The sequence below is a fragment of the Kitasatospora sp. NPDC088264 genome (assembly GCF_040685715.1).
Lineage (GTDB): Bacteria > Actinomycetota > Actinomycetes > Streptomycetales > Streptomycetaceae > Kitasatospora.
In genome coordinates this window covers 60,909-85,512 of the sequence record NZ_JBFBIR010000010.1, presented here as the reverse complement: position 1 = coordinate 85,512, position 24,604 = coordinate 60,909, and the positions used below count along the sequence as shown (strand labels likewise).

25 protein-coding genes and 1 tRNA gene are annotated in these 24,604 nt (G+C 69.5%); 19 read left to right on the top strand and 7 right to left on the bottom strand.

Going from position 1 to position 24,604, the window contains the following annotated elements; genetic code table 11:
* Positions 1-77: 77 nt before the first annotated feature.
* The 3 genes from AB0O82_RS10945 to ugpC form a co-directional block, all read right to left on the bottom strand.
* On the bottom strand, positions 78-869 hold the full coding sequence (locus tag AB0O82_RS10945) for a nucleotidyltransferase family protein (protein WP_363582341.1): 792 nt from the start codon (positions 867-869) through the stop codon (positions 78-80).
* Between the two features lie 108 nt (positions 870-977).
* Positions 978-1,427 (bottom strand): hypothetical protein, encoded by a 450-nt coding sequence (locus AB0O82_RS10940; RefSeq protein WP_363582339.1) that lies wholly within the window; start codon positions 1,425-1,427, stop codon positions 978-980.
* Positions 1,428-1,622: 195 nt separating this feature from the next.
* A complete protein-coding gene (gene ugpC / locus AB0O82_RS10935; RefSeq protein ID WP_363582337.1) occupies positions 1,623-2,714 on the bottom strand; it encodes a sn-glycerol-3-phosphate ABC transporter ATP-binding protein UgpC in 1,092 nt (363 codons plus the stop codon).
* A gap of 283 nt (positions 2,715-2,997) precedes the next feature.
* On the opposite strand from ugpC, the gene AB0O82_RS10930 reads away from it, so the two are divergent.
* Positions 2,998-3,071: transfer RNA gene (locus AB0O82_RS10930), tRNA-Thr, on the top strand.
* Positions 3,072-3,188: 117 nt separating this feature from the next.
* Here the strand turns inward: AB0O82_RS10930 and AB0O82_RS10925 are convergent.
* Entirely contained in the window at positions 3,189-4,919 is a 1,731-nt protein-coding gene (locus AB0O82_RS10925; protein ID WP_363582335.1) for a tyrosine-type recombinase/integrase, read from the bottom strand.
* A 164-nt stretch (positions 4,920-5,083) separates the two neighbouring features.
* On the opposite strand from AB0O82_RS10925, the gene AB0O82_RS10920 reads away from it, so the two are divergent.
* Entirely contained in the window at positions 5,084-5,359 is a 276-nt protein-coding gene (locus tag AB0O82_RS10920) for a helix-turn-helix domain-containing protein (protein WP_363582333.1), read from the top strand.
* Between the two features lie 110 nt (positions 5,360-5,469).
* Positions 5,470-6,498 (top strand): hypothetical protein, encoded by a 1,029-nt coding sequence (locus tag AB0O82_RS10915; RefSeq protein WP_363582331.1) that lies wholly within the window; start codon positions 5,470-5,472, stop codon positions 6,496-6,498.
* Between the two features lie 21 nt (positions 6,499-6,519).
* Here AB0O82_RS10915 and AB0O82_RS10910 read toward each other — a convergent pair whose 3' ends face one another.
* Both AB0O82_RS10910 and AB0O82_RS10905 read right to left on the bottom strand, forming a co-directional pair.
* Positions 6,520-7,275: a hypothetical protein gene (locus AB0O82_RS10910; RefSeq protein WP_363582329.1), complete on the bottom strand. Its 756-nt coding sequence runs from the start codon at positions 7,273-7,275 to the stop codon at positions 6,520-6,522.
* A 4-nt stretch (positions 7,276-7,279) separates the two neighbouring features.
* Positions 7,280-7,813, bottom strand: a complete 534-nt coding sequence (locus AB0O82_RS10905; protein ID WP_363582327.1) for a hypothetical protein — start codon at positions 7,811-7,813, stop codon at positions 7,280-7,282.
* Positions 7,814-8,958: 1,145 nt separating this feature from the next.
* Between AB0O82_RS10905 and AB0O82_RS10900 the strand changes: the two genes are divergently transcribed.
* From AB0O82_RS10900 to AB0O82_RS10865, 8 genes are all read left to right on the top strand, one after another.
* Positions 8,959-10,002: a ParB/RepB/Spo0J family partition protein gene (locus AB0O82_RS10900; RefSeq protein ID WP_363582325.1), complete on the top strand. Its 1,044-nt coding sequence runs from the start codon at positions 8,959-8,961 to the stop codon at positions 10,000-10,002.
* Positions 10,003-10,126: 124 nt separating this feature from the next.
* Positions 10,127-10,546 carry a DUF488 family protein gene (locus AB0O82_RS10895; RefSeq protein ID WP_363582323.1) on the top strand — a complete coding sequence of 140 codons (420 nt, stop codon included), beginning with the start codon at positions 10,127-10,129 and terminating at the stop codon, positions 10,544-10,546.
* Positions 10,547-10,801: 255 nt separating this feature from the next.
* Positions 10,802-12,142 (top strand): hypothetical protein, encoded by a 1,341-nt coding sequence (locus tag AB0O82_RS10890; protein ID WP_363582321.1) that lies wholly within the window; start codon positions 10,802-10,804, stop codon positions 12,140-12,142.
* The gene (locus tag AB0O82_RS10885) at positions 12,139-12,363 is read left to right on the top strand and encodes a hypothetical protein (protein WP_363582319.1); all 225 of its coding nucleotides are present in this window, start codon (positions 12,139-12,141) and stop codon (positions 12,361-12,363) included. The genes AB0O82_RS10890 and AB0O82_RS10885 overlap by 4 nt, the downstream gene beginning before the upstream one ends.
* Complete coding sequence (locus tag AB0O82_RS10880) at positions 12,360-13,268, top strand: hypothetical protein (RefSeq protein WP_363582317.1); 909 nt, start codon at positions 12,360-12,362, stop codon at positions 13,266-13,268. The genes AB0O82_RS10885 and AB0O82_RS10880 overlap by 4 nt, the downstream gene beginning before the upstream one ends.
* 19 nt (positions 13,269-13,287) lie before the next feature.
* Entirely contained in the window at positions 13,288-13,827 is a 540-nt protein-coding gene (locus AB0O82_RS10875) for a hypothetical protein (RefSeq protein WP_363582315.1), read from the top strand.
* The gene (locus tag AB0O82_RS10870) at positions 13,824-15,344 is read left to right on the top strand and encodes a terminase family protein (protein ID WP_363582313.1); all 1,521 of its coding nucleotides are present in this window, start codon (positions 13,824-13,826) and stop codon (positions 15,342-15,344) included. Before AB0O82_RS10875 ends, AB0O82_RS10870 begins: the two co-directional genes overlap by 4 nt.
* A gap of 70 nt (positions 15,345-15,414) precedes the next feature.
* A complete protein-coding gene (locus AB0O82_RS10865; RefSeq protein ID WP_363582311.1) occupies positions 15,415-16,563 on the top strand; it encodes a TIGR02391 family protein in 1,149 nt (382 codons plus the stop codon).
* A gap of 259 nt (positions 16,564-16,822) precedes the next feature.
* On the opposite strand, the gene AB0O82_RS10860 is transcribed toward AB0O82_RS10865, so the two are convergent.
* The gene (locus AB0O82_RS10860) at positions 16,823-17,278 is read right to left on the bottom strand and encodes a hypothetical protein (RefSeq protein ID WP_363582309.1); all 456 of its coding nucleotides are present in this window, start codon (positions 17,276-17,278) and stop codon (positions 16,823-16,825) included.
* A gap of 651 nt (positions 17,279-17,929) precedes the next feature.
* On the opposite strand from AB0O82_RS10860, the gene AB0O82_RS10855 reads away from it, so the two are divergent.
* The 8 genes from AB0O82_RS10855 (at position 17,930) to AB0O82_RS10820 (ending at position 24,603) form a co-directional block, all read left to right on the top strand.
* Positions 17,930-18,247, top strand: a complete 318-nt coding sequence (locus AB0O82_RS10855) for a hypothetical protein (RefSeq protein WP_363582307.1) — start codon at positions 17,930-17,932, stop codon at positions 18,245-18,247.
* A 63-nt stretch (positions 18,248-18,310) separates the two neighbouring features.
* Positions 18,311-20,131, top strand: a complete 1,821-nt coding sequence (locus AB0O82_RS10850; protein WP_363582305.1) for a hypothetical protein — start codon at positions 18,311-18,313, stop codon at positions 20,129-20,131.
* A gap of 412 nt (positions 20,132-20,543) precedes the next feature.
* Entirely contained in the window at positions 20,544-21,263 is a 720-nt protein-coding gene (locus AB0O82_RS10845; protein WP_363582303.1) for a hypothetical protein, read from the top strand.
* Between the two features lie 508 nt (positions 21,264-21,771).
* Entirely contained in the window at positions 21,772-22,398 is a 627-nt protein-coding gene (locus AB0O82_RS10840; protein ID WP_363582301.1) for a hypothetical protein, read from the top strand.
* Between the two features lie 109 nt (positions 22,399-22,507).
* Positions 22,508-22,930, top strand: a complete 423-nt coding sequence (locus AB0O82_RS10835; protein ID WP_363582299.1) for a head decoration protein — start codon at positions 22,508-22,510, stop codon at positions 22,928-22,930.
* 14 nt (positions 22,931-22,944) lie between these two features.
* Entirely contained in the window at positions 22,945-23,994 is a 1,050-nt protein-coding gene (locus AB0O82_RS10830; RefSeq protein ID WP_363582297.1) for a major capsid protein, read from the top strand.
* The gene (locus AB0O82_RS10825; RefSeq protein ID WP_363582295.1) at positions 23,994-24,203 is read left to right on the top strand and encodes a hypothetical protein; all 210 of its coding nucleotides are present in this window, start codon (positions 23,994-23,996) and stop codon (positions 24,201-24,203) included. The genes AB0O82_RS10830 and AB0O82_RS10825 overlap by 1 nt, the downstream gene beginning before the upstream one ends.
* A 76-nt stretch (positions 24,204-24,279) precedes the next feature.
* The gene (locus AB0O82_RS10820) at positions 24,280-24,603 is read left to right on the top strand and encodes a hypothetical protein (protein ID WP_363582293.1); all 324 of its coding nucleotides are present in this window, start codon (positions 24,280-24,282) and stop codon (positions 24,601-24,603) included.
* Position 24,604 lies beyond the last annotated feature (1 nt).

Sequence of the window (24,604 nt, the reverse complement as noted above, 5' to 3'; positions counted from 1 at the left end):
CACCCGGCCGATCGTCGTGCGCAGGGGGCTGAGGTGCTGGGGCGCGGGTGCTGGGGCGCGAGGCTGGGGGGCGGCGGTTACTGCGGTGTGCGGCCGGCCCCGGAGGCGAGCTCCTTGGCCGCCTCGGTGAGGTCCTTCGCGGTGTCGATGGCGCGCCAGTACACGCCCTGCGGCAGCTGGTAGCCCGCCAGCCGCTTGCTGCGCGCCAGCTGCGGGAACGTGGTGCGCTCGTGGTCGCCCACGTCCGGCAGCAGCTCGGCGAACTCCGGGCTGAACACGTACAGCCCGGCGTTGATCAGGAACGGCGAGGGCGGCGCCTCGATGAAGTCCAGCACGTTGCCGAACTGGTCGGTCTCCACCGCCCCCCACGGGATCCGCGGTCGGGCCAGCGCGAGCGTCGCGACGGCGTCCCGCTCGTGGTGGAAGGCGGCCATGTCGCGCAGGCTGAACCGGGTCCAGATGTCGCCGTTGGTGGCGTACCAGGGCTCGTCCGGGCGGGGCAGCGCCTTGGCCGCGTACTTGAGGCCGCCGCCGCGTCCGAGCGGCTCCTCCTCGACCACCGTGCGCACGCGCAGCGGCAGATCCGCCTTGTCGAGCCACTCCTCCAGCACGGCGGCGAGGTGCCCGCAGGAGACCACCACGTCGGTGGCGCCCTCGGAGGCCAGCCAGGCCAGCTGGTGGCCGAGGATCGGCGTGCCCGTCCCGGGGATCTCGACCAGCGGCTTCGGGCGGTCGTCCGTGTAGGGCCGCAGCCGCGAGCCCTGGCCGCCGGCCAGGATCACGGCCTGGGTGACGGGCGTCGTGGTCGGCCGGGACGGGTGGGTCGGCGGGGACGCGAGGTCGGCGGTGGGGCCGGAGTCAGCGGTCATGCCTGAAGAATAGGGCGCCCACCGGGGGTGGGAACCCGAGGCCGCGGGCGCCGTCGGCCCGCGGCTGCCGGTGGGCCCGACGGCCTCGTCGGCCCGCGGCCGAGGGGGTCAGCCGGCGATGCCCGCCGCGAACGACCCGTCGCAGACCGGGCGGGCGAAGGACCGGGCCCGCTGGACGTCGCCCTGGTACTTGCGCACCGCCGCCTTGCCCAGCTCTCCGGCGAGCGAGGTGCAGTACGGCGTCAGCGACGGCTGTTCGCGCATCGAGCGCTCCAGCAGGTCCAGCGCGGCGGACGGGTTCTTGGCCCGCAGCTCGTCCAGCAGCACCACCCGCAGCGACTCCTGCGGGGCGAGCCCGTCCGGGGACGTGCCCGCGGTGGCGGTGGCGGAACGCCCGATCCCGGTGCCGTCACCACTGGACGCCGCCACGACCTGCTGGTCGAGGTTGGTCGGCGGGGCCCATGGCACCCGGGTCACGGCGAGGGTGCCGGTGGTCACCAGGACGACCGGCAGGGTCAGGGCGACGGTCTGGCCGATACGGCGTACAAGCTGCTTCACCCTCAGGAGAGTAGCGGTGGGTACGGGCCGGATCGCCCTCCGTGACACCATCGAGTGACACCGTGTCCGGGTTCGTCCCCCCACCGTGTTGACGTGGGGGTGTACGGACGGAGCCCGCCGGACCAGGAATGGTCCGACGGGCTCCGTCGTGCCGGCTTGCCCTGCCGGCCGACCGACCGGCAGGGCGCGCCGTGCTCAGCTGCTCAGACGGGCGCCCGAGCTGGTCGAGAACACGTGGGTCTCGTTGGCGATCGGCACGACGTGGATCGTCTCGCCACGGGCCGGGATCTGCCGGCCGTGCACGCGGACGACCAGCTCCTTGTCCTCGCCGCCGATCTTGGTGGTGCCGTACACGAAGCCGTCGGAGCCGAGCTCCTCGACGACGTTCACCGTCACCGCGACACCCTCGATGCCGCCCGCCGGGACGATCTCGAAGTGCTCCGGGCGGATGCCGACCGTCACCGACTTGTCGGTGCCGGCGCCGGCCAGGTCGTCGCGCGAGACGTTGACCACCGAGCCGCCGAACTTCACGCCGCCGTCCACCAGCGGGACCTCGACCAGGTTCATCGCGGGCGAGCCGATGAAGCCGGCCACGAACAGGTTGGAGGGTCGGTCGTACATGTTGCGCGGGGTGTCGACCTGCTGGAGCACGCCGCCCTTGAGCACCGCGACCCGGTCGCCCATGGTGAGCGCCTCGGTCTGGTCGTGGGTGACGTACACCGTCGTGATGCCCAGGCGGCGCTGGAGGCCGGCGATCTGGGTACGGGTCGAGACGCGCAGCTTCGCGTCCAGGTTCGACAGCGGCTCGTCCATCAGGAAGACCTGCGGCTGGCGCACGATCGCGCGGCCCATCGCGACACGCTGCCGCTGACCACCCGACAGCGCCTTCGGCTTGCGGTCCAGGTACTCCGTCAGGTCGAGGATCTTCGCGGCCTCCTCGACCTTGGTGCGGATCTCCGCCTTGTTCACGCCGGCGATCTTGAGCGCGAAGCCCATGTTCTCGGCGACGGTCATGTGCGGGTACAGCGCGTAGTTCTGGAACACCATGGCGATGTCCCGGTCCTTCGGCGGCAGGTGCGTGACGTCCCGGTCACCGATCCGGATGGAGCCGCTGTTGACGTCCTCCAGGCCGGCCAGCATGCGCAGGCTGGTCGACTTGCCGCAGCCCGAGGGGCCGACCAGCACGAGGAACTCGCCGTCCGCGATCTCCAGGTCCAGCGCGTCCACCGAGGGCTTGTCCGCCCCGGGGTAGACGCGGGTCGCCTGGTCGTACGTGACAGAAGCCATGGTTGTTCTCTCCTTCACCGGCAGGAACGTGCCGGACGATCCGAGTAAAGGGGCGTTCGTTCGCCTCCGTCAGCCCGCCCAGTGGTCTGAACCACCTCACGAACCGACTCCGGGCGACGCTACCTGCGCCTCCGCCGCTTGTCAGCCCCCAGCCCGCCCGATTTCGGCATCGGTTCCATCACGCCCACCCAGCCCGCCAACCCCCGGATATCCCCCCACCCCACCTGCCGGGCCCGGTAGACTGCCCCCGGTGCCGCCGTGATCCCTCGCGGACGGTCACCGTGCCTCCTTAGCTCAGCTGGCCAGAGCACCGCTCTTGTAAAGCGGGGGTCGTCGGTTCGAACCCGACAGGGGGCTCCGCTTCCGTCGCAGGTCAGAGACCTGCGAAAGGGAGAATTGGTCTAGACAAAACCCCCTCCAGGGGCTCCTGGAGGGGGTTTTGGCGTTCGGTGGGGACAAGGTGGGGACACGCTGTCAGGCGACATCTTCCATGGGGACAGACGGGGGGATGCGGCCGCTTGCGGAGCCCGTCGTCGGGGCGGCTTCGGGGGTGCCTGCTGGCTGCTCGTCGGTCGGATCGGTGCCTCGCACGACCGCCACGATGGACGCGGCCACCTTCGGGATCAGCGTGCCGGAGCCGGGTGCCAGGGCTCGCAGCATCTCCATCACGGAGTTGAGGACTTCATCGCCAGATGCTTCGGGGAGAGCCGTCGTGCTTGCGCGGGGAACGACGGCAAGGGGGGCCTCGGCGTTGGCGCGGTCGAACTGCGGCATCAGAGCGGTGTAGGTGTTGGCGGTGAGGTTGTAGGAGGAGTGGCCCAGGAGGGCCTGGATCGCCTTCATGGCGAGGCCGGCCGCCAGCGACAGCGACGCTGCCAGCGCCCGGAGGTCCTTGAGGTTGATCGGCAGCAGGTCGTACTTCTCGATGAGGCGGTCGAAGATCTGCGAGACGGTGTCGGGGTGGTAGGGCGTGCCGTCCTCCTGCGTGAAGACCTTCCCGGAGTTCGTCCACGCCTTCGCTTCCTCCCTCTCCCATTCCTCCCGCTCCGCCTGCTGGCGCTGCCTCCAGGCGAGCAGCAGTCGCCATGTCTCGGAGTCGAGGGTGATGGTGCGGTCGCCGCTCTCGCTCTTGGGGGTGTCCTCCCAGACCTCGACTGAGTCGGTGACGAGCTGCTCGATGATGTTGATGGTGCCGTGCACTTCGAGGTCGGTTTCGGCCCAGCCGAGCCCGAGTGCTTCCCCGCGTCGGGGCCCCCGGAAGGCCATGAGGTGGAAGAACGGGTAGAGGCGGTGGCCGGTGACCAGGTCGAGGAAGTGGCCAGCCTGCTCGGGCGTCCAGACCATGACGGGGCCGGGTATTTTGCCGGTTTCCCGATAGGCCTTTTCTCGGGCCGCGGTCCAGACGAGCGGCTTGGGCCGGATGTACTTGGGGAGGACGATGCCGACGGTGAAGTTCTCGGCGATCAGGCCCTCGGCCATTGCGGCCTTGAAGGCGCCGCTGAGGGTGTTCTTGAGCTTCAGCTGGGTTCCTGGCCCGGTGATGTAACGCGGCTTCGCACGAGCGGCCTTCAGCTCCGCCTGCGCGGCCTTCCAGGTGGCCCGCAGGGCTGGGTCCTTCCGGGGCCCGCCGGCCTTCCATGCTGCGTGGGCCGCGCGCTCCGCGACCAGGGCCGCGTCTGCCGCGTCCTGGTTCTTCTTGTGCACGGCGTTCTGCTCGGCGATGCCGCGGAACATCGCCTTGACGGGGGCGATGCTCATGTCCCGCATCTTGAGCTTGCCGAAGTAGGGGATGTAGACCCGCTCGATGTAGTCCCCGTAGTCGTTGTGGGTGGACCGTTTCAGGTCGGTGCGCTCGGCGTGGTAGCGGCGCAGGAAGTCCTCGACGGTCTCGTCGGAGAGGACGTCCACGCCATCGTGGGCGAGGAGCCACAGCTTGGTGGCCTCCTCCTCGGCCTTGGTCTTCGACACGAAGCCGCCCTTGCGGGGGCGCCGGCGCTTCCCGTCGGGCCCTGGCGGCAGTTCGACGTAGTAGTACCAGGAGCCGTGGTCCCGCTTGCGGAGTTCGGGGCAGCTGTCGCCGAGTACACGGAGCTTGGGCTGCCCGTCGGCGGCGAACTCTGGCTTGCCCGCGTCATCGGTCGCTGGACCCTTGCAGCCGCACCGGCGGTAGGTGGAGCCCTTGAAGACCGGCTTCCCCTTGGCCACTTGTTCTCTCCTGCGCTGTCGGTCGTGATGCTTCTGTCCGTTGGGATCACCGGTGACGCGTGATCCAGTTCCTTGCTCACGGTTGATCACTACGTTGCGCGGGTTGTAAGACAGCTCTGTATGCTGCGAGGACGCTGGCGTGGGGGAGACAACGGCGGATTGAGATGACCGAGAGCGGCGTGAAGCGTGTCCAGTCGAGGGACACCGCGCAGGGCATGAGCGAGGCCGAGCTGCTGGCGTTGCCGACGGCGGTGAGCGTTCAGGTCGCTGCGCGCGCGTTGAACATCGGGGTGAACAAGGCCTACGAGTTGATCAAGGCAGGTGAGTTCCCCGTTCGGCTGCTGACGCTCGGGCAGACCATCAAGGTCCCGACGGCGGAGTTGCGGACCTACCTCGGGGTTGAGATGAACGCGACGGTTGTGCGCGAAACTGCTTCCTGATGTGTCACGATCTGTCTCGACAGGTGTAACTACTTTCCTTGCAGCCGTGTAACCTACCTTGGCTGGCAGGGTGCGCGCCGAGGTTCGGCGATGGGCCTGAAGGGACGATCATGCCGAGGCTGTTTGGGTTCGCCGATGCGGCGCGGAAGCGGTTGAACGGCGACGAGGCGGCGGCGTTGGCGAACGCCGCCAGCCGCCGCCTCGCCGACCAGTCGTGGCCGCAGATCGCCGACTGGGTGTACGAGCAAGGCCACCGGTCGACGATGGGCGGCCGGATGAGACCCGCAGTCCTGGCGGAGATCCTGGCGAACCCAGCGGTCGCCGGCCTCGCCCGGGACGAGAACGGCGCGCTCGTCGACGTCGGTGAGCCGCGGGCGATCTCACCCGAGACCTTCGTGGAGCTGGAGAAGCACAACCAGGCGAAGCGCCCGACGGACAGAGCCGAAGGCCGCGATTACCTGCTGACCGGCGAGGACGCGGTCGAGTTCGTGTGTGGGCTGTGCGGGACGGCGATCAGCGCGGCCCCGTCCAACAACGGCTCTAGGGGCTACCGCTGCGCACCGAGCACACGACAACACCCCGGCGGCTGCGGCAAGGTCAGACTCTCCGCCGACCTGGGGGAGCCCTACATCGTTGAGCACGTCCTCGCCGAACTCATGAAGCCCGAGGTCCGGTCGCTCATCGAACGGGTCCGGGACACCCTGCTTGCCGAGCGTCCCTCGATCGAGCAGCGCCTGGCCGAGAACCGGTCCGCCCGCCGCTCCCTGGAGACCCGGTACGGCAAGTCCCCTGTCCTACGTGAAGCCGCAGACGACGCCGTGCCGGCCACCGTCGAAGAGGCCCGACGCGAGCTTGTTACCCGCCTCCACGCGGCGCAGCGCGACCTCGACCAGCGGATCGAGGTGGACGCCGCGCGCCTGCGCTTCCTCAACCAGTTGGTCTTCCTGCCCCGAGCCGAGGTGCCCGATCTCATACGGTGGTGGCAGCACGCGCCGATGCGTTCCAAGCGCGCGATTATCGGGGCGATGCTCAGCCGGATCGCCATCTATCCCGCCGGCCGGGGCTCGCGCACCGTCGACGGCGACAGGGTCGCTCTCGACTGGCGGGTGTGGGATGAGCCCGCCGCCCCGCAGGCGTGACCATCGCGGGACGGCTCCGCGCTACCGGTGGACCGCAGCCCGGCGGCTGCCCACCAGCGTGACACACAGGCCAGCCGCGACGAGCAGGACGCCGATACCGGCGAGCGGCGAAGAGATCGCCTTCTCCGTGCCCAACTCCCAGGGGTGGGACAGCTGGTAGGCGATCAGGTAGCCGCCCTTGCTGACGGTGTAGGCGACGCTGGAAGCGCCGCCGAGCGCGACCAGGGCCAGGCCCACGCCGGCCATCCGGCGGCCGCGCCACGAGTGCACGGCCATGCCGGCCGACAGTACGGCGATCTCCAGGCTGGCGACCGCGGTGAACGCCAGGTAGGTCAGCAGGTAGGCGACGATGTGCGGCTCGCCCGCGCTGTCGGTCGTGAATTCCAGGCCGTCGTCGTTCGTCGCCCTGAACTGAAGGGTGAGGGCGACGATCACGCAGGTCACCAGGGCGATCCGGGCCCAGACGCCGCTGGAGATGTAGGGCCGCTCGTACATCCAGTCCACGATCATGATCTGGAGGCACGCGCAGAAGACGATCGCGCAGAGGTGAGCGACGAGCTTCGCACCGGCCAGGACGCCGGTCGCCTCGTTGAGGGCATCCGCGACGGAGGGCACGGCGCTGAGCGAGCCGATGGAGCAGACTCCCATGGCGACGACGCGTGCCCAGCGGGCCACCTGGTAGGTGGGTTCGCTGCGGCGCCTGTAGGCGTACCGGATGCAGAGGGCGGCCCCGAGTGCGGTGGCCGCTGCGCAGACGCCGAAGATCAGCCCGTCCACGGAGTCATCTTCCTTCCAGATCATCGGCCGCCCGCTGGGCGGCCTCGGCGAACGAGAGCCGACGTCTGGGACGGCCCCAGCGCGGTTGATCGACTCCGGTCGGCGGAACCGGGACCTCGGGCACGGACTCCGGCAGCCCCCGTTCCCGTCGGATGCTCTTCACCGCTGCCACGATTCGAGCCATGTCCTCTATCCCCAGGCCGTCCATGTGCCTCACGGCTTCACAGGCTGCCTCGTGTTCGTGGAGGACGCGCAGAGCCGTCAGGTCGTTCCAGCCCGGGAGGAAGAAGGCGGTGGGAGCATCGAGTGCCCGCCCCAGTGCGGTGAGCGTAGCCGAGGTCGGGTTCACGTTCTTGCCGTTTATCAGGTCGTTTGTCTGGGTGTGTGAGATTGCCGGACGCAGGTGGCCCGGCTCGGTCGACCAGTTCGAGACGTCGCGGGCGCTGGGGATGTGGCCGTCGGGGGAGCGGTGCAGGCGTAGCAGGAGTAACAACTTGTCGGCCAGGGTCGGTTCGGCCGGGTCGTGATCCAGCGCCATGGTCTTCCCTGTCCCCCCGCCCGTGCGTGCACGTCAACTCCCCAGTGTCGGCGGTGATTGCCGACGTGTGGTCACTTTATGCGTTTAACTTGACACTTCTTTCACGTCTCTGCAAGATCCTTAAGGTGGGGAGGCGTGGCGGCGCAGGGTGGGTCGCTGCGCGCCGTGGGATGCCGGCGCCCGGCCACAGGCGGTCGGCTTGTTGGGGAGGGTGATCTCTCGTGGTGGAGCTGGACGCCGAGCGGATTCGGGAACTTGCGCGTGAGCGGCCCAACGTACTGACCGGAGGCGGCGGGGACGCGTGGCCGGCGGTGCGCGGCATCATCGACGCCCTGGTGGTGGCGCCCCCGGGGCCTCACCTTGAGGTGGGAGATCCGAAGTAGGCCCTTCTGTCCGTGAAGATAGGTGACACGACTGAACTAAGCGTGCTAGCTTCCAACTGCCGGCCCCGCCGCACCTCGCAGGCGGGGGTGGCCAGCAGTGCCGCGCCATCAGCTCTCCTCGCGGGCGGTCGACCCCCCGCGCCCCGCCTGCGAGGAGCCCACCGCGCCAACGCGGATCGGCCGATGGCGCGGCGCCGCACTTGTCGACCCCAGGCCCGCCCCCGGATCAATCGAGGGCGGGCCTTCTCATTCGTAGACGCATGAGGGGCCCAATGGTTGTGCATTCAACTGGCATTGACGACCCGGATTTCTACGCGCGCCTGCTGCGGGAGCGGTACGGCCCGCTCGCCCGGATCCTCGCGGAAGCGCACCCCGTGGGACTGCCGCCCGCCCCGGTCCGGCGCCCCGGATCGACGGCCGTCGGGGTCGACCCCGACGCGGAGGTGCACCGGGCGGTCCTGGAGGCGGCGCTGCGGGCCCGATGCCGGGCCGCGGTCGCCGGACGTCGCCACCCGCCGGCCCCGGAGCTGCCGGAGGCCTGGAGTCGGGCGTGCCCGTCGTGTCGTCGGGTCGTCGTGGGCGGAGCTGACGCCTACCGGCGGCATTGCGAGGGCGACGAATGCGAAATGCGCCATTAATTCAAAGAATGTAATTCTTGAATTCCTTTTCCTTTCCTTCTTGCATTAGAGGTGAATGCGACTAAGATATAAGTATCAAGTTGAAAGCCGCCGGAAATCCCGGGGCGGAGAGAGGGAGCAGGAAATGTTCAAGCAGATCGAAATCGACCAGATCATGGCGAACCCGGAGCAGCCCCGCAAGTTCTTCGACGAGGCGGCGCACCAGGAGCTGGTCGCATCGATCAAGCAGGTCGGCATCCTCCAGCCGGTCGCCGTCCGCCCGGTCGAGGGTAAGGACGTTCCCTACCTGCTCATCATGGGCGAGCGGCGCTGGCGGGCCGCCAAGGAGGCCGGCCTGACCGATGTCCCGGCCAGGGTCATCGAGAACATGAACGACGTCGAGGCGTACATCCTCTCCATCACGGAGAACGTCGTCCGCGCCGACATGACCATCCTGGAGGAGGCCGGTGCCTACGCCGACCTCGCCGCGCTCGGCTGGGACGCGGTGAAGATCGGCGCGCAGTTCGGCAAGACCGAGACCCACATCAAGTGGCGGCTCGGCCTGCTCACCCTGCGCCCCGAGGTCGCTGCGATGGTCGAGAAGGGGGAGATCAAGCCGAACTTGGCCTGGCACATCGCGCAGCTGTCCCCGCAGCACCAGATCATCGCCGCCAACCGTTACGTCCGCGGTGACTTCGACAGCGAGGCAGACGCTGCGAACTACGCCCAGGGCCTCAAGATGGCGGAACAGCAGACCTCGCTGATCACCGAGGAGGGCCCGTCGCTGAAGGACCAGGAGAAGCAGAAGAAGGAGAAGGCAAAGGCGGCCGACAAGCTCTCCAAGGTGGAGGCGATCATGCCGCTCCTGGACGAGCTGACCAAGCACAAGCCCGAGGAGCTGGCACAGATTCTCGGCGGCGATCTCGCCCGGTACGTGCGCGAGATCGACAAGCTCGCCAACAGGGTGACCCTCGCCCGCCGGATCCTGCGGCAGGCCAACGGCATCCACGAGGCCGTGAAGACCGTTGCCGAGACCAGGGCGGCGGAGAAGGCGGTCGCCCCGGCGGCCAAGGCGGCGGAGCCCAAGACCCCCGCCCCGCGCACCCGCAAGGCGGCCGTGGCGCCGAAGCCCAAGGCGGCGACCGAGCCCAAGGCGGCCACGAAGGCGTCCGAGCCGGCCAAGGCGTGACCGCCGGAGGGCGGGCGGCCCGGAGTCGCCCACCCTCCCCGTCCCGGAAATCCCAACCGGAAGGGGTGGCCCACCGCCACGGCGGCGGGCCACCCCTTCCCCCCCATCGGAAGGAAGCCCCAGCATGGCAATCACGTTGTTCACCGCCCGGTTCCAGGAGTACCGGCCCGAGCAAGGGGTGCCGGTGCGCATCACCCGCGGTGCCCCGCGGTTCCGGCTGCCCTACCAGCTCCTCCACACCGTGGCGGAGCTGGCGCCGGCCGCGGCCTACTTCACCAAGCCCCGGCCGGAGTTCACGGCCGCCTACCAGGCGGACCTGGCGGCGCTCGGCGCGCACCGCATCGCCGAGCGGCTGGGCGCCATCGCGGAGCAGGCGGGGGAGCAGCGCCTGGTGCTCCTGTGCTTCGAGGACTTGGCCAAGCCGGACCTCTGGTGCCACCGGCGGATCTTCGCGGACTGGTGGCGGGAAGCCACGGGGGATCAGGTGCGTGAGCTTGGCCCGATGGCTGGCCCCAGCCCGTACGAGCAGGGCACGCTCCTGTGAGCGGCCGCCCGAGCTGGCTGCACCTCACGCCCGAGGACTTCGGGTACGAGACGGAGCCCGAGCAGGGCGTGCTCCTGTCGGGCGATGAGACCGACACGGTCGGCACCGCTCCTCTTCCGGGAGTCGGCGACGATCACGAGATAGGTTGCACGGTTCGAATCTAGCTTGATCGAAGTGTGCTAGGTTCCACACAGCGCCCGGCCCGGACCCCACCCCCGGACCGGGCGCTTCCACGTTCACTCCCGGGAGGACCGCATGTTCCAGGGCACGATCCCCGGCCCGATGCGCTCGATCGTGCGCGAGACCGCCCAGCAGTGGCCGGTCGGCCCGGTCTACATCCCCTGCTGCGGCAACTTCACCATCGAGCGGTCCCTTGCCGGCATGGGCTTCGCCCTCCACTCCTCCGACGTCTCCATCTACACCACCGCCATCGGCCGGTGGCTCACCGGACAGCCCGTCGGCATCCGGCTCCGCGACGAGTCCCGCGACCAACTCGGCTGGCTCGCCGACTCGTTGGACGACGGCGTCGGCACCGTTGCCACCCTGATGCTCGGCACCCGCTTCCTCGCCTCCGTCGACCGAGACGGCCTGTGGCACCAGCGGGTCGTCCACTCCTACCGGGAGCAGTGGCAGGCCAAGCACACCGAGACCACCGAGAAGCTGGGCCGCACCGACCTCCAACTCACCTCCTACCAGGCCGAAGACGTCCGGTCCTGGCTCCAGACGGTCCCCAGCGATGCCCCGGTGTGCAGCTTCCCTCCCTTCTACGGCGGCGGCTACGAGAAGCTCTACGAGCCCCTGAACACCCACTTCGACTGGGACGCCCCCGAGTACTCCCCCCTCTCGGACGCCGACGTGGTCAGCGTGCTCGGCGCGATCACCGACCGGCCGTACTGGCTGACCGCCTCCAACCACGACGTCGAGGAGCTGCGCCCGCACCTCCGCGGGGTCATCAAGGCCACCCCCCGCGCCGCGCCGTTCTACGTCTACGCCTCCAAGGCGCCGACCCGGATCGTCGCGCCCCGCCAGCCGATCGAGCCCGTCACCGTGCCTCGTCTCCGCAAGGGCGAGCAGATCGAGGGGCCGCTGACGCTGTCGCTCTTGAAGCCGGGCCAGTTCAACGCGCTGCGCTCCCGCTACCTCAACCCCCGGATCGCGCCCGGCGCCGCGAACCTCGCCGTCGCGGTGAAGGCGGCCGGCCGGATCATCGGCGTGTTCGCGATGTCCCCCAGCACCTACACCCCCGACGAGGTGTACCTGTTGTCCGACTTCGCCGTGGCGCCCACCGACTACCCCCGCCTGTCCAAGCTGATCGTCCTCGCCGCGACCAGCGCCGAGGCGCAGCTCCTCTGCCAGCGCGCCTTCTCCCGGCGCGTCCGAGCCATGGCCACCACCGCGTTCAGCAACAACCCGGTGTCGATGAAGTACCGCGGGCTGCTGCGCCTCACCAAGCGCAGCCCGGCGACCGACGACGCCTGGAAGTTCCAGCTCCAGTACCAGGGCGCGATGGGTGAGCACGATCTCGCCGCCGCGTACACCACCTGGACCACCAGGTGGGGCAACCCCACCTCCAAGCCCCCGGAGGCCACACCGTGACGATCCTGCCCGGCCAGACCTACGCCGCCTGCCACCCGCTCGACGAAGGCCGCCGCATCCGGATCACCCACCACACCCCCGTCGACGCCCGCGCCGACGTCGTGGACGCCGACACCGGGCAGCGCCCGCGCCGGATCAGGACCACCGTCCTCCACCCCACCTCCACCACCCGGACCGGGAAGCCCCGCCGGACCGGCTACGCCCTGGAGAGCGCCCAGTGACTGAGCAGCAGCTTGCCCGCCCCGTCTACGTCGAGGGGGACCCGCGGGACCTGACGCTCCTCGACGTCAACGCGCGGTTCATGCCGCACGAGCAGTTCCGGCAGCTGGTCGACAACATCAAGCGGGACGGCTGCCTCACCTCCACCCCCCTCGTCTGGAACGACGCCGGCCAGCGGATCGTCCTGTCCGGCAACCACCGCGTCGCGGCGAGCATCGAGGCCGACCTGCGGCGCATCGGCTGGCTGGAGATCACCGAGCCCCTGCCCCGCCAGCGGCAGATCGCCCTCCAGCTCTCCCACAACGCCATCGTCGGCCAGGACGACCCGGCGATCCTCAAGGAGCTGTACGAGGAACTGGAAGCGGTGGAGTGGCGGCAGTACAGCGGCCTGGACGACAAGGCGCTCGACCTGCTGGAGAAGGTCGACGTTGCTGGTCTCGGCGAAGCCAACCTCGACTTCGCGTCCGTGCAGATCATGTTCCTGCCCGACGAGCTGGAACGAGCCGAAGCCGCCTTCGACGCCGCCCGGTCCACGGCGAGCGCCGACCAGCGGTGGCTGGCCGGCCTCTCCCAGTACGAGCCCACGCTCGACGCCCTGGAAACCGCCCGCGCCGCCTACAAGATCGGCAACAGCGCGACCGCCCTCGGCGTGATCCTCTCGGTGTTCGAGCGGCACCTGGCCGAGCTCGCGGACGGCTGGTTCGACGCCGCCACCGGCGAGCCGACCCGAGCCGGCAACGCCCCGGTGGAGACCGTCGTCGGCACCCGCGAGCTGCCGGTCGAGACAGCCGCCGCGCTGCGCCGAGCCATCGACCGGCTGATCGCGGACGGCAGCGTGCCCGAGGCCGAACCGTGGAGGGCCCTCGACATCCTGGCCGCCGACCCGCGCCCGGCCGAGACCCAGTAGACCGACCCGGAGGTGAGCGGTGGCCGCGAACACGGCAGAGCCCTGGGAGCGGCAGGACGGCGAGTCGGCCCAGGCGTTCGAGGCGTTCGCCACGTACCGGGACATGGGGCCCGCACGGAGTACGGCGAAAGTGGCGCGGGAGTTGGGCAAGTCCGGCAGCCTCACCGACCGCTGGTCACGCTCCTACGCCTGGGTCCTGCGCGCCTCCGCCTGGGATCGGGAACAAGACCGGGTCTTCCTCGCTGAGCAGCGCCAGGCCCGCCGCGACCTGGCCCGCCGGCACGCCCGCCTCGCCCAGGCGTTCCTGTCCAAGGCCGTCGCCCGCCTCCAGACCCTCGACCCACGCGAGCTGTCGCCCGGCGATCTGCTGCGCTACTTCCAGGTCGCCGCCGACATCGAGCGCCGCGCCATCGGCGACGAACCCGCTGCCCTCCCGGAGCAGCCGGACACCGACGGCCTGGACGCCGCCGAGCTCACCGACGAGGAACGCCGAGCCCGCATGGACCAGCTACGCCGCGAGCTCGAACGACGCATCGCCGTCGAGGAGGACAGCTCGTGACCCGCCGCCGGAACCCGGCCTCCCGCTCCAGCGGGTGGGCTCGACGTCGTGGCGTGGAAGCCCTCGCCAACCCGGCCGTGATGAGCCTCCGGCAGCTCCAGGCGGAGGTCGCCGCCCTGGCCCGCGCCGACGACACATCCCGACGCCGCTGGGCCTGCGACCGGCCGGACTGCGACGGCCTCCCCCACCCGGGCTGGCTCCACAACCACGCCCGCGCGTCCCAGCACGTGCCGTCGTGGGCATGGACGGTGTGGATGCTGCTCACCGGCCGAGGCTGGGGCAAGACCCGCACTGCGGCCGAGGCGGTCAGGGAGTGGGCGAAGACGCCCGGGCTCCAGATCGCGGTGATCGCCAAGAACGCGACGCTCGTCCGCGACATCTGCTTCGACTCCCCGAAGTCCGGGCTGCTGGCGATCATCCCGCCCGAGGACATCTCGAAGTACAACTCCAGCCTCGGTGAGACGACGATCAAGCTGAGGAACGGCACGATCATCCGGGGCTTCGGCGCCGAGACGCCGGACAACCTGCGTGGCTGGGCGTTCGACAAGGTGTGGTGCGACGAGTACGCCGCCTGGTCGCGGAACACCGCGCAGGAGGTCTACGACATGGCGTGGTTCTGTCTGCGCGAGGCCGATTCCCCGCAGATGCTGATCTCGACCACGCCGAAGCCGCTGCCGCACGTCAAGCGGCTGGTGGAGCGGGGCCGCCGCCAGGAGCAGAAGCACCGCGAAGGCGGCGACCGGCCGCGCGTGGTCCTCACCCGGGGCCACATGAGCGAGAACGACGCCAACCTGTCGTCCGCTGCCCGGGGCGAGCTGGAGGAGGAGTACGCCGGAACCCGCCAGGGTCGGCAGGAGCTGTCCGGCGAGCTGCTGGAGGACGTCGAAGGCGCCCTGTGGAAGGGGTGGATGTTCGAGGTCGAGGGCTTCCGGCTCCACGCCGAGAACGTCCCCGAACTCGACCGGGTGGTCGTTGCGATCGACCCGGCGACGAAGAGCCACGAGAACGCCGACCAGACCGCGTTCACCGTCGCCGGCCGCGGCATCCCGAACGTCTCGACTTACGGGGACAGCAGGCCGCACGCCTACCTGCTGCACGCCGAGCAGGGACGCCACACCCCGACGGCGTCGATGCGGCGAGCAGCCGAGCTGTACCACCAGCACCAGGCGGACTGCGTCGTCATCGAGGCGAACAACGGCGGCGACTACCTTCCGGCGCTGCTGATGGAGGTAGACCCGACCGTCAACTGGCGGATCGTGCACGCCACTCGCGGCAAGCGCGCCCGGTCGGCGCCGGTGGCCCAGGTGTACGAGCAGGCACGGGCGCACCACGTCGGACCGGTCCGGCTCTTCGCGGAGCTGGAGGAGCAGCAGACCACCTTCGTGGGCCTCGGTGAGACGGAGGACTCGCCCGACCTGTTGGACTCGTCGGTCTGGGCGGTGTGGGACCTCCTCCTCGACCCGGCCATGCCGCCGCCACGGAAGGCCGACGACCAGAGGCTGTCCGGGCGCCGCTGAATCACGATGCGCCCCGGTCCGGTCGGCGGATACCCTGCCGTCCAGCAGGGACGAGCGACAGGTGGGGAACATGCGCATCACGGCTCCGGAGGGGATGCCGCGCCCGGAGGGCGACGACGGGTTCGAGCTGCTGGAAACGGTATGGGCCTGGTTCTCCCACGACGGGCGGTGGCCTACTTACGACGACCTCGACCGCTCCCTGTACCAGAGGGGTATAGATACGGCGAAGGCGATACAACAGCTGCCTCCTGACCTGGTGTGGGGTATTGACGCAGGGGTGCGAGTCACGCCGCAGGACGAGCAGCTGGTGCAGCTCACCGCCGCCGGGCTGGCGAACTGTGCTGAGGCCGCTTCCGTGCTCAGGATCATGCTCCTGCTTCTCCAACAGGCCATCGAGATTGAGCGGGACTGGTGGCCAACAGGGGAGTGGGGGAAACAGCAGCCCAGCATCGACTTCGAGACCTTTGCGGCTGGACGGGATCCAAATCACCTCGACCGGCGCACACTCGGGCTTGCCGCGCAGGTCGCGTTCTCCGAACCGTGGGCGACCAGTATCTCTAGCGGTGCCCGTTCGAGCCGTTGGGGCGACCCAGACTCGTCCTCGTCCGAGCGGGCCCGGGAAGACTACTGGGAGCTGTCATTCGACAAGCGGGTCAGGAAGTTCGCGGGGATTGCCCGCAACGACCTGTCCGGGTACTGGAAGCTGCGTCAGCAGCTCATCGGCCGCCCGGAGGCCCTGACGGTCGAGGAAGCCGTCGGTACCACAGCAGTTGAGCCCGAACCCGAGCCGCTGCCCGTACTCGCCCTCAACTGCGCCCTGCACTCGGAGATCGCGGCGGTCTCTGCGGGCCTGATGGAGAAGGGCGAGTACGCCTTCGCGGTGCTGGCTGCTTATAAGGCGGTCGAGCACCGGGTCCAACAGCTGACCGGCCTGACGAGCAACGGCCACAACCTGATGGGTGCGGCGCTGAGTCCCCCGAACGTGAGGATCACCGTCACGCGGTCGACGGACGCAAACCTGGAGAGCGAGCAGCGCGGCATGGCCGCGATATTCAGCGGCGTGATGCAGGCACTCCGGAACCCCCGCGCCCACGGCCCAAACAAGGCCGACGAGCTTGCCGAGGCGGCAGAGACCCTGGTGCTCGCCAGCTGGCTGATGCGACGCCTCGACATCGCCGAGGCGGCCCAGGTGGCGGCCTCCAAACCGGTTGCACCGTAGAGCCGACCCGAGCGACCGGACGTTGGTAGCGTCGGGATCATGAAGTTGAGAGGGTGGCCCGTCACCGTAGCCGTAGCAGGGGTGCTGGCTGTCGGCGGTGGCGCGGTGTGGCTGATCTGGGCGGAGAGCGAACCGGCGGCGGCCGCGCCGGAGCCGGGCGCACCGGTGCGGGGCCTCCTCCTCGACTCGACCATGCCGACGCCGCGGAAGGCCGACGACCAGCGGCTGCCCGGACGCGTAGGTCGAGTGGCCAGCAGGGCTACAGAGACGCCTTCCGAACCTCGACAGCCTGGCCTTGGCGCAGGATGAAGGCAGGGTCGGTGTCGGCGGGGTAGCCCCTCAAAGGGCGCAGCCGGAGTCCGGTGTCCGTGATCGTCTTGACTACCTGGATCGTTAGCGCGTCTCCGAGGCGGTTGCTTGCGTTGACGACTCCCGGGATGGCGACGGTTACGAGCCGGTCTGAGTTCTCAAGCTCGATGTACCTGGCCAGATCGCCGAAGGGCGTGACGTCGCTGTTCAACGCCTCCGCGACTTCCTGGAAGGCCAGTTCGGCTTTAAGCATCTCCAGGACGATCGGCCGACTGAACGCGCGCTGAGCCCGCCGTGCGATCTCGTTGGCACTGGTGCCGTCAAGGAAGTCCTTCGCCATGGCTCGGGCGACGTCTCGGTTGGCCTGCGCAAGCCTCTTCAGCGCGGCGGTGGTCCTGTCTGGCATGTTGAGTCCCCCTCATAGCTCTCCGAAGATGCTCACTGATAAAGATTTTGATCGATCGCCTGATCAATGGATTGATCGGCGGAGTGTCGGTGGCCTGCGAGGATGCTTTAGTGCATTCGGCCGTGTCATCGCCAGCGCATGCACGAAAACTTGAGAGTTTTAGACACGTCCTCGGACTTGTCGCTAACGTAGTGCGTATCGTCCACTGCGGTCGTTTTGATCGGGAGTGGATCGGGGCGACCCGTGAGGGGTCGCCCCGTGCCCGCTGGGTAGGCGGAGGCCGAGGTCACCAGTGGTAGTGCGCCGTGATGGTTGCCAGGGCAGCGGCAAACTGCGCCAGGCGGACCAGGTGCACGAACCCCTGGTTGCCTCGGTCGGACCACGGTGGCGTTCGTAGCTTCCTGATCATGGCAGTCATGATCGCTTTGAACTCGCCCATGCTTCTCACCCCCTCTCGTCCTTGTGGATGTGCGAACGGGAGGGTGAAGTGACGGGCCGTCACCGCACCACGAGGCTATGGTGAGTTGCGTTTTTGCGTCGCCAGTTTGATGAAACCTGCGGATTGCCAATAGCCACTATGGGACCCTGCTCTGTTGCGGCCCGTCAGCTTCGCTCTTCGATCGCAAGGCCGCCGCTGGTAGCGTCGGGATCATGAAGCTGAGGGGGCGGTTCGCAGCCGCGGCCGCGGCAGGGGCGTTGATCGTCGGCGGTGGTGCACTGTGGCTGATCTGGCCGGAGAGCGAACCGGTGGCCGTCGCGCCGGAGCCCGGCACGCCAGTGTGGGACCGTTGGCAGCAGGAGTCCACGGCGGCCGGCCGCCTGGCTCAACTGGCCATCGTTCAGCGGGGTGAGGTCCGGTCCCGTGAGCTGTGCGCGGCCGAGTGGTCGAAGCTCCGCGACGACCAGCATCGCGCGTTGGACCGGAACGCCTTCGAGGCAGGCTGCGTCTTCTCCGCGCCGCAGCCGTAGCCGTCGACCGGACCGCGGCCGGTAGTCTGGCAGCGGCGTGGGGCCGACTGCCTGGAGGGCACTGTGGGCCTGCGCTCGATCTTGATCGATGGCTGGAGCTGGCTGAACTTCAAGGCCGTGATGCACGAGCCCCACCGGCCGGGGCGAGCGGTGTTCCCCGAGCTGGCGGCGACGTGGCTGCCGGAGGAGGACCTGCGGCGCCTGACCGCGTACAAGGTCTTGGCCGCTTACGACTCGAACCAGGCCGGGCAGATGGCCGCCGCGACGGGCGACGACGACGCCCTGGAGTGCCGGGAGTTGGGCGACCCGTCGAAGTTGGTGGAAACGGCGCTCGGGTACCTGTTGGGCTCGGAGCAGCACGTGGTGGTGGCCGGCGCTGAGCACGCGGACGACGACGATCCGCCTGCGGGTGCCGTCGAAGCAGCGGCGGTTCAGGCGCGTCTGAGGCAGTGGGCGGAGGACGAGTTGTTCGCTCTGCGGATGCAGCAGGCGGAGCGTACGGCGGTGCTCAGCGGCGACGCGGTGTACGTGCTGGCGTGGGAGGGGGACAAGTCCCGTCCTACGCTGCGCAGTTACGACCCGGGGTTCTACTTCCCGCAGTGGGATGACGATCAGGACAACGAGTTCCCGACGCGTGTCCACCTCGCGTGGGAGTTGCCCGAAGACCCCGCGCTCGGTCTGAAGGCGCGGCTTCGGAGGATCACGTGGGAGCTCGGGCCGATCGAGGCCGGCACGTCGCACACCGGCGTGCTGGAGCCCGCTGCCGGTGACCGGCTGGACACCGCGGGGCGGCCGGTGCGCACCTACCCGTGGGATCCCCAGCGCGCGTCTGGGGTGACGTGCTACCTGTCCGACGGCGAGTGGCTGCTGGAAGACCTCCGGCGCGGGAACACGGTGGACCGGCTCGACCGCTCGAAGGCGCGGTGGCGCACCCGGCCCGACGGCCAGATTCTCGACCGGCTGGATCTCCGCATCGACTTCATCCCGCTGGTGCACCTGACCAACACGATCCCGCACGGCGGCGACAGGTGGGGCCAGTCGATCCTGGCGAAGGTGTTGCAGGGCCTCGACGAACTGGCGGCCACGGACTCCGACTCGGCATCCGCGAGTGCCACGACCGGCACTCCAATCATCGGGCTCGCCGGGGCGCAACTGCCCCGGGACCGTGCCACCGGCCAGCCGGCTCCGGTCCAGGTCAGGGCGGGAGCGGTGTGGCAGCTCGGCGAGAGCGGTCGGATGGACGCCCTCGACACCTCCCCGCAGTTGGCCGAGCTGCGGGCCCGTAGCGAGCACCTGATGGATCGGATCGCCTCGGCGTCGCGGATCACGGCCGCCGGCCTCGGCACGCTCGACCCTTCGAGTGTCCCATCGGGCTACACCCTCCAGTTGGCGCTCGGACCGCTCGACTCGCTCGTCTCCTCCATGCGCCTGGCCCGCGCGCACAAGTACCGGCTGTTGCTGAAATTCGTGCAGCGTCTGTTCCAGGCGGGCCAGGCAGACGGATGGTCGGCAGGGGAGACGTCGTCGGCTCGGATCGTCTGGGGGCCCCACACCCCGACGGACCGTGCGGGTGTCCTGGACGAGGTGGTGAAGGGGTACGAGGGCGGGGTGCTCTCCCTGGAGACGGCCGTCCGGATGCTGATGGACGCCGGGTATCCGATCGAGGACGCGGCCGAAGAGGTCAAGCGAATCCAGACCCGGGCGTTCGATGCGGCTGCCCGACTCGCTGACGCGACCGGTGACAACGCGGCGGTCAGGAAGTACCTGGGGCTACCGGACGCCGGGCCGGAGATCCCGGTGGTGCCGCTGCCCGCCGTGGGGCCCGGAGCGGGGGCCTCAGGAGGAGCGGACAGCGGCGTCGCACCGGGGGCAGGCCAGTCGTGACCATCGAGGCGGGAACCAGCGTGACCCGGGCCCCCGCGGCTGCCACGGTTCGACGAGCATGCCGGAGGTGTCCAGGCCGCACGCGGTCAGCGGACCCGGATCTCGCGGAGCATCGGGGTCGCTTGGAGCCGCGTGAACAGCCCGGACGCCTTGCTGGTCGTCCGGCAGTTCCCCAGCGCCGATGATGCGGATGGCCAGCGACTCGTCGGGTTCGAGGAGGACTATCACGCTCATGGCCCCAGCGTGGGGGAGAGCGGTAGGTGCCGCACTCCGGCACGATCCGTGCGCGCCTAAGTAACCGGATGCCTCTGAGCTGCCGGAGTCCGCCGATGCCTGCCGTATCTTGCCTAACCTTGCCGAGTAACGCTAAGGTCGAGCCGAAGTCGTCGCGCAAGTGCGGAAGGGAGGGGCGATGTCGAAGAATGCGGAGTCGCCCAGCTGGCGCGATCCGGCGCTGGGGACGATGAAGCGAGTGGGCCTTTGGCTGTTCTCGGAGGTCGGAGAAGGCAACGACTTCACCTTGGAGGAACTGCAGGAAGCCCTCCCGGAGCCGCAGGTTTCCCGCCGCATGCGTGATCTCCGGAACTTCAACTGGGAGATCGAACCGCACGATCGCGTCGGCTCGCGGTCGTACCTGCTCCGGCGCGTTGGTATTCACGTCTGGGAGCCCGGGGCCACCCGCCAGGCGCGAACGGCGACGCTGACGCGCGCGCAGAGGATCGACATCCTTCAGCGCGACGGCTACAAGTGCACTACGTGCGGCATTGGCCCTGGGGAGATGTACCCCTCCTCCGATAGCCATGTGTTCGCCACTCTGGACGTCGCACGAGCAAGAGCCGTGACTGCGGAGGGCGCTGTTGTGGAGGTGCTGCGGACGCAGTGCGCGCGCTGCAACGTCGAAGGACACGCCGGGCGGCCGAATCCTCGAGACCCGCAGGACGTCCGTGAGGCGGTCGGCGGACTGTCTGCCGGTCAGCGTGCGCAGTTGCTTGTGTGGATCATGAACGACTCGCGCACACGGTCGGAGGTCGAGAAGGTTTGGGACCTCTATCGGACCCTTCCCGTGGCTGCGAAGCAAGACCTCGCAGCGTACCTGGGCCAGCTTGTGGAAGCTGAAGCCGCCACTGAATGAACACCCTAGGCTCCGCCAGCCCCTCACCATGCTTCCCGGCAACAGTTCCGGGGCTGGCGGCCGTCACATCCCTCATCGAGAAAGGTGACAGGTCCATCATGACCTACCTTCCCCGCAGGCTGTCCATGCCGGCTCCGCAGCTCCCGCCGCAGATGCTGGTCGTCGTTGTGCTTGCGGCTGGAGTCAGCCCGCAGCGTCTTACCGAGCTCGTAGTGGCTGCGACGACTCTGATGGGCGCATTTGCCTGGCAGTCCCGGGGCCGCCGGGCCTAGCTGGCGGGTGACGTAGTTACGTTCCGTGAAGGCGGCCGCGCTGATCTCAGCGCGGCCGCTTGCTGAACAGGGCAGGCTGCGGATGTGGCTTCTCGCTCGTGTTCACGCTGATCACTAGTCCGTGCCCTCGGCTCCATGGCCGCCCCGACGCTTGGGGAGACCGTGGAGCCGAGGCTTCGGTCTTACCAGGGCTAGACTGATCAACGGCGCGGGGGCGCTGCTCCGGAGGAATCCGTATGACTGCCCCCGCTCACCAGCCCGGCGCCGAGCCGTCGGTGCCTCCGCAGCCGCCGACTGCGGACCCCGGTAGCTCCCTCATCACACAGGACACGCTGTCCCGTCTCCTCGCACGGGAAAAGTCGCAGGGAGAGCGGTCCGCCGTCAGGAAGCTGACCGAAGGACTCGGCTTCACCGACGCGGCGTCGCTGACCGCGTGGGTGGAGGCCCAGCGCACAGCGCAGCAGGCTGCCCTCTCCGAGGTCGAGCGCCGGGAGCAGGCGGCAGAGCAGCGGGAGCGGGCGGCGGAGCAGCGGGAAGAGGCGGCGTTCGCGCGGCTGCGGTCTGCCGTACGGCAGACCGCGCTGGCGCGGCTCGGTGCGGTCGGGGACAACCTGTCGGACGCCGAGCGGCTTCTCGACGTTGCGGACGACGCGGACGAGCAGGCCGTTGCCGACGCCGTGGAGGCGCTGAAGACGCGTCGCCCGGAGCTCTTCGGCCCCGCCGCTCCGGCTCCGGCCGCCGCACCGCCGGCGCCGAGCGGTTCTCCGGCAGGCGGGCCCCCGCAGCGTGGCCAGGCCCCGTCGGGCGTGAACGCCGGGCTGGAGATGGCCAAGCGTCGCGGCTACATCCAGCCGCCTGCCTGAGCCGCTGCCCCGGCAGCGATCCGGCAACTGGGACCACGCCCCTCCTCGTGGACGGCGCCACCAACCGGTGAGTGCGAGGCCAACCGCCTTCCGGCTCCGAGGAGGGGCTTTGACGATCCAGCCGATCAGCAGCTCGGCGTCCTACACCGCCGACCGGTCGTGGCTCGCCGGCATGCACGGCACCGACAGCACCGAGACCATCACCTGCGACATCACCAAGTTCACCAAGGACGTCCACTACCAGGCGTCCACCGACTCGACCCAGCCGTACAGCCGGCTCCTGTCCGGAGTCCCGGTGGGCCGGGTCACCGCCTCCGGGCTCTTCGGTCCGTACGACCCCGCTGCGGCCGACGGCCGTCAGGTACTGGCGGGGCTGATCTTCGCGGAGACCCTGTTCGCGCCCACCCAGACGAAGGTCGCGGCCGCGTTGCTGTGGCACGGCACAGTCCGCACCGCCAAGGTGCCGGGCGGCGGCATCGACCCGAGCAAGATTGTTCCCTCGGCCGCCGCCGCGCAGATCCGCTTCGTCTGAAAGGGAGTTGAACGATGACCATCCAGGACCTGATCAAGGACGTCACGGCACACGACCTGACGGCGTTCGCGCGTGCGATCCCCACTCCGGCGGACTTCCTGCTGACCAACTCGGTCTTCCCCACGCTCGTCTCGCGCGAGGTGAAGTGGCGCCTCAAGCAGACCGGGCGGTACGTCAACACCGCGCGGTACCGGGCGTACGACGCCAGCGTTCCGTTCGCCGAGCGGCAGGCGTGGCAGTCCGGCCGTGAAGGCCTGTTGCCGCCGCTGGGCCAAAAGCTTTTGGTCGGTGAGCAGGAGCAGATCCTGCTGGAGCAGTCGCACGGCGCGGACCAGGACCGCCTGATCGAGCTGCTGTACGACGATGTGGAGCGGCACGTCGAGGCGATTCGATCGCGACTCGAACTCGCGGCCGGTGACGTCCTGCTGGACGGAAAGTTCACCCTGGCCGGTGAGAACGGGCTGACGCTGGAGGTCGACTGGGGCGTGCCGGCGGGGAACATGCCGGTAGCCGCGAAGCCTTGGTCCGACCCGACATCGGACCCGATCGCGGACGAGCTGGCCTGGATCCAGTACCTAGACGATCTGTCCGCGCCCGAGCCGGAGATGGTCCTCACCTCCCGCAAGGCGTTCAGCTTCCTTGCGAAGAACAACGCCTACCGGGCCGCGTACTACGGCTCCGTGAACCCGTCGAACACCCCGACGGCGACGCTCACCCCCGGGCAGGTCAACACGGTGCGCGCCAACTACAGCCTGCCGCCGATCACCTTCTACAAGGCGCAGGTGCGCGTGGACGGCACCCCGACGAGGGTCCTGCCCGAGGACCGGTGGATCATGCTCCCGCCCGACCGGACCAAGTGGGGCCAGCTCCAGTTCGGCGCCACGGCCGAGTCCCTGATCCTCTCCCGGGGCTCGAACCCGGAGATCGCCTCCGAGGATGCGCCCGGGATCATCATCACCCGCGGGGCGCAGGACGACCCGCCGCAGATCTGGACCAAGGGGGCGGCGGTGGGGATGCCCGTGCTCCACACCCCGGACGCCCACATCGTCGCGAAGGTGCTGTGATGGGTGCCCGCCTGGCCGCCGCCGTGCACCTGGACCACCCGGTCACCCACGAGCGCATCCATCTCCAGCCCGGCGACGAACCCGAGCCCGAGGTCGCGGCCCTCATCACCAATCCCGAGGCTTGGCTGCCCGACGACCCGGAGCCGGAGCCGGCGCCAGCCGCGAAGCGGAAGCCGAAGCCTCCCGCACCCGAACCGGCCGCGCAGTAACCTCGGCCACGCCGGCCCGGCCACCGAAACGACGAGCGGTGGCCGGGCCGGCGTGGCCCCGACCAAGGGATTGCCCGTGGACCACAGCGTCCTCGCCTGGCTGCTCTCCCAGCTCGGCCCCACGACCGACCAAGCCGACCTCGCCGCCCGGTACGCGCGCCTCGGCACAGCACGGGCCGTCGCCGCCGAGGTCCTGGCGGAACGCCGCTCCACGCTGCTCGCCGACCCGCTCCGTCTCACGGTGGACGGAGTCATCACCATGGACAACACCGGCAACCTCGCCGGGCTGGAGCGCCAGATCGCCGCCGTGCAGACGTCACCGGCGCCGGATGACCAGACGGCCGCAGCGGGCCACACCCTGTCCACAGCCCCGCTGCGCCCCACCCGCCGGCTGCGGTAGG

Excerpts from the sequence above, each read along its gene's own strand:
- AB0O82_RS10945 (WP_363582341.1), bottom strand. The coding sequence starts at position 869 with ATGACCGCTGACTCCGGCCCCACCGCCGACCTCGCGTCCCCGCCGACC.
- ugpC (WP_363582337.1), bottom strand. The coding sequence starts at position 2,714 with ATGGCTTCTGTCACGTACGACCAGGCGACCCGCGTCTACCCCGGGGCG.
- AB0O82_RS10920 (WP_363582333.1), top strand. The coding sequence starts at position 5,084 with ATGACCGAGAGCGGCGTGAAGCGTGTCCAGTCGAGGGACACCGCGCAG.
- AB0O82_RS10915 (WP_363582331.1), top strand. The coding sequence starts at position 5,470 with ATGCCGAGGCTGTTTGGGTTCGCCGATGCGGCGCGGAAGCGGTTGAAC.
- AB0O82_RS10905 (WP_363582327.1), bottom strand. The coding sequence starts at position 7,813 with ATGGCGCTGGATCACGACCCGGCCGAACCGACCCTGGCCGACAAGTTG.
- AB0O82_RS10900 (WP_363582325.1), top strand. The coding sequence starts at position 8,959 with ATGTTCAAGCAGATCGAAATCGACCAGATCATGGCGAACCCGGAGCAG.
- AB0O82_RS10895 (WP_363582323.1), top strand. The coding sequence starts at position 10,127 with ATGGCAATCACGTTGTTCACCGCCCGGTTCCAGGAGTACCGGCCCGAG.
- AB0O82_RS10890 (WP_363582321.1), top strand. The coding sequence starts at position 10,802 with ATGTTCCAGGGCACGATCCCCGGCCCGATGCGCTCGATCGTGCGCGAG.
- AB0O82_RS10865 (WP_363582311.1), top strand. The coding sequence starts at position 15,415 with ATGCGCATCACGGCTCCGGAGGGGATGCCGCGCCCGGAGGGCGACGAC.
- AB0O82_RS10860 (WP_363582309.1), bottom strand. The coding sequence starts at position 17,278 with ATGCCAGACAGGACCACCGCCGCGCTGAAGAGGCTTGCGCAGGCCAAC.
- AB0O82_RS10855 (WP_363582307.1), top strand. The coding sequence starts at position 17,930 with ATGAAGCTGAGGGGGCGGTTCGCAGCCGCGGCCGCGGCAGGGGCGTTG.
- AB0O82_RS10845 (WP_363582303.1), top strand. The coding sequence starts at position 20,544 with ATGTCGAAGAATGCGGAGTCGCCCAGCTGGCGCGATCCGGCGCTGGGG.
- AB0O82_RS10840 (WP_363582301.1), top strand. The coding sequence starts at position 21,772 with ATGACTGCCCCCGCTCACCAGCCCGGCGCCGAGCCGTCGGTGCCTCCG.
- AB0O82_RS10830 (WP_363582297.1), top strand. The coding sequence starts at position 22,945 with ATGACCATCCAGGACCTGATCAAGGACGTCACGGCACACGACCTGACG.
- AB0O82_RS10825 (WP_363582295.1), top strand. The coding sequence starts at position 23,994 with ATGGGTGCCCGCCTGGCCGCCGCCGTGCACCTGGACCACCCGGTCACC.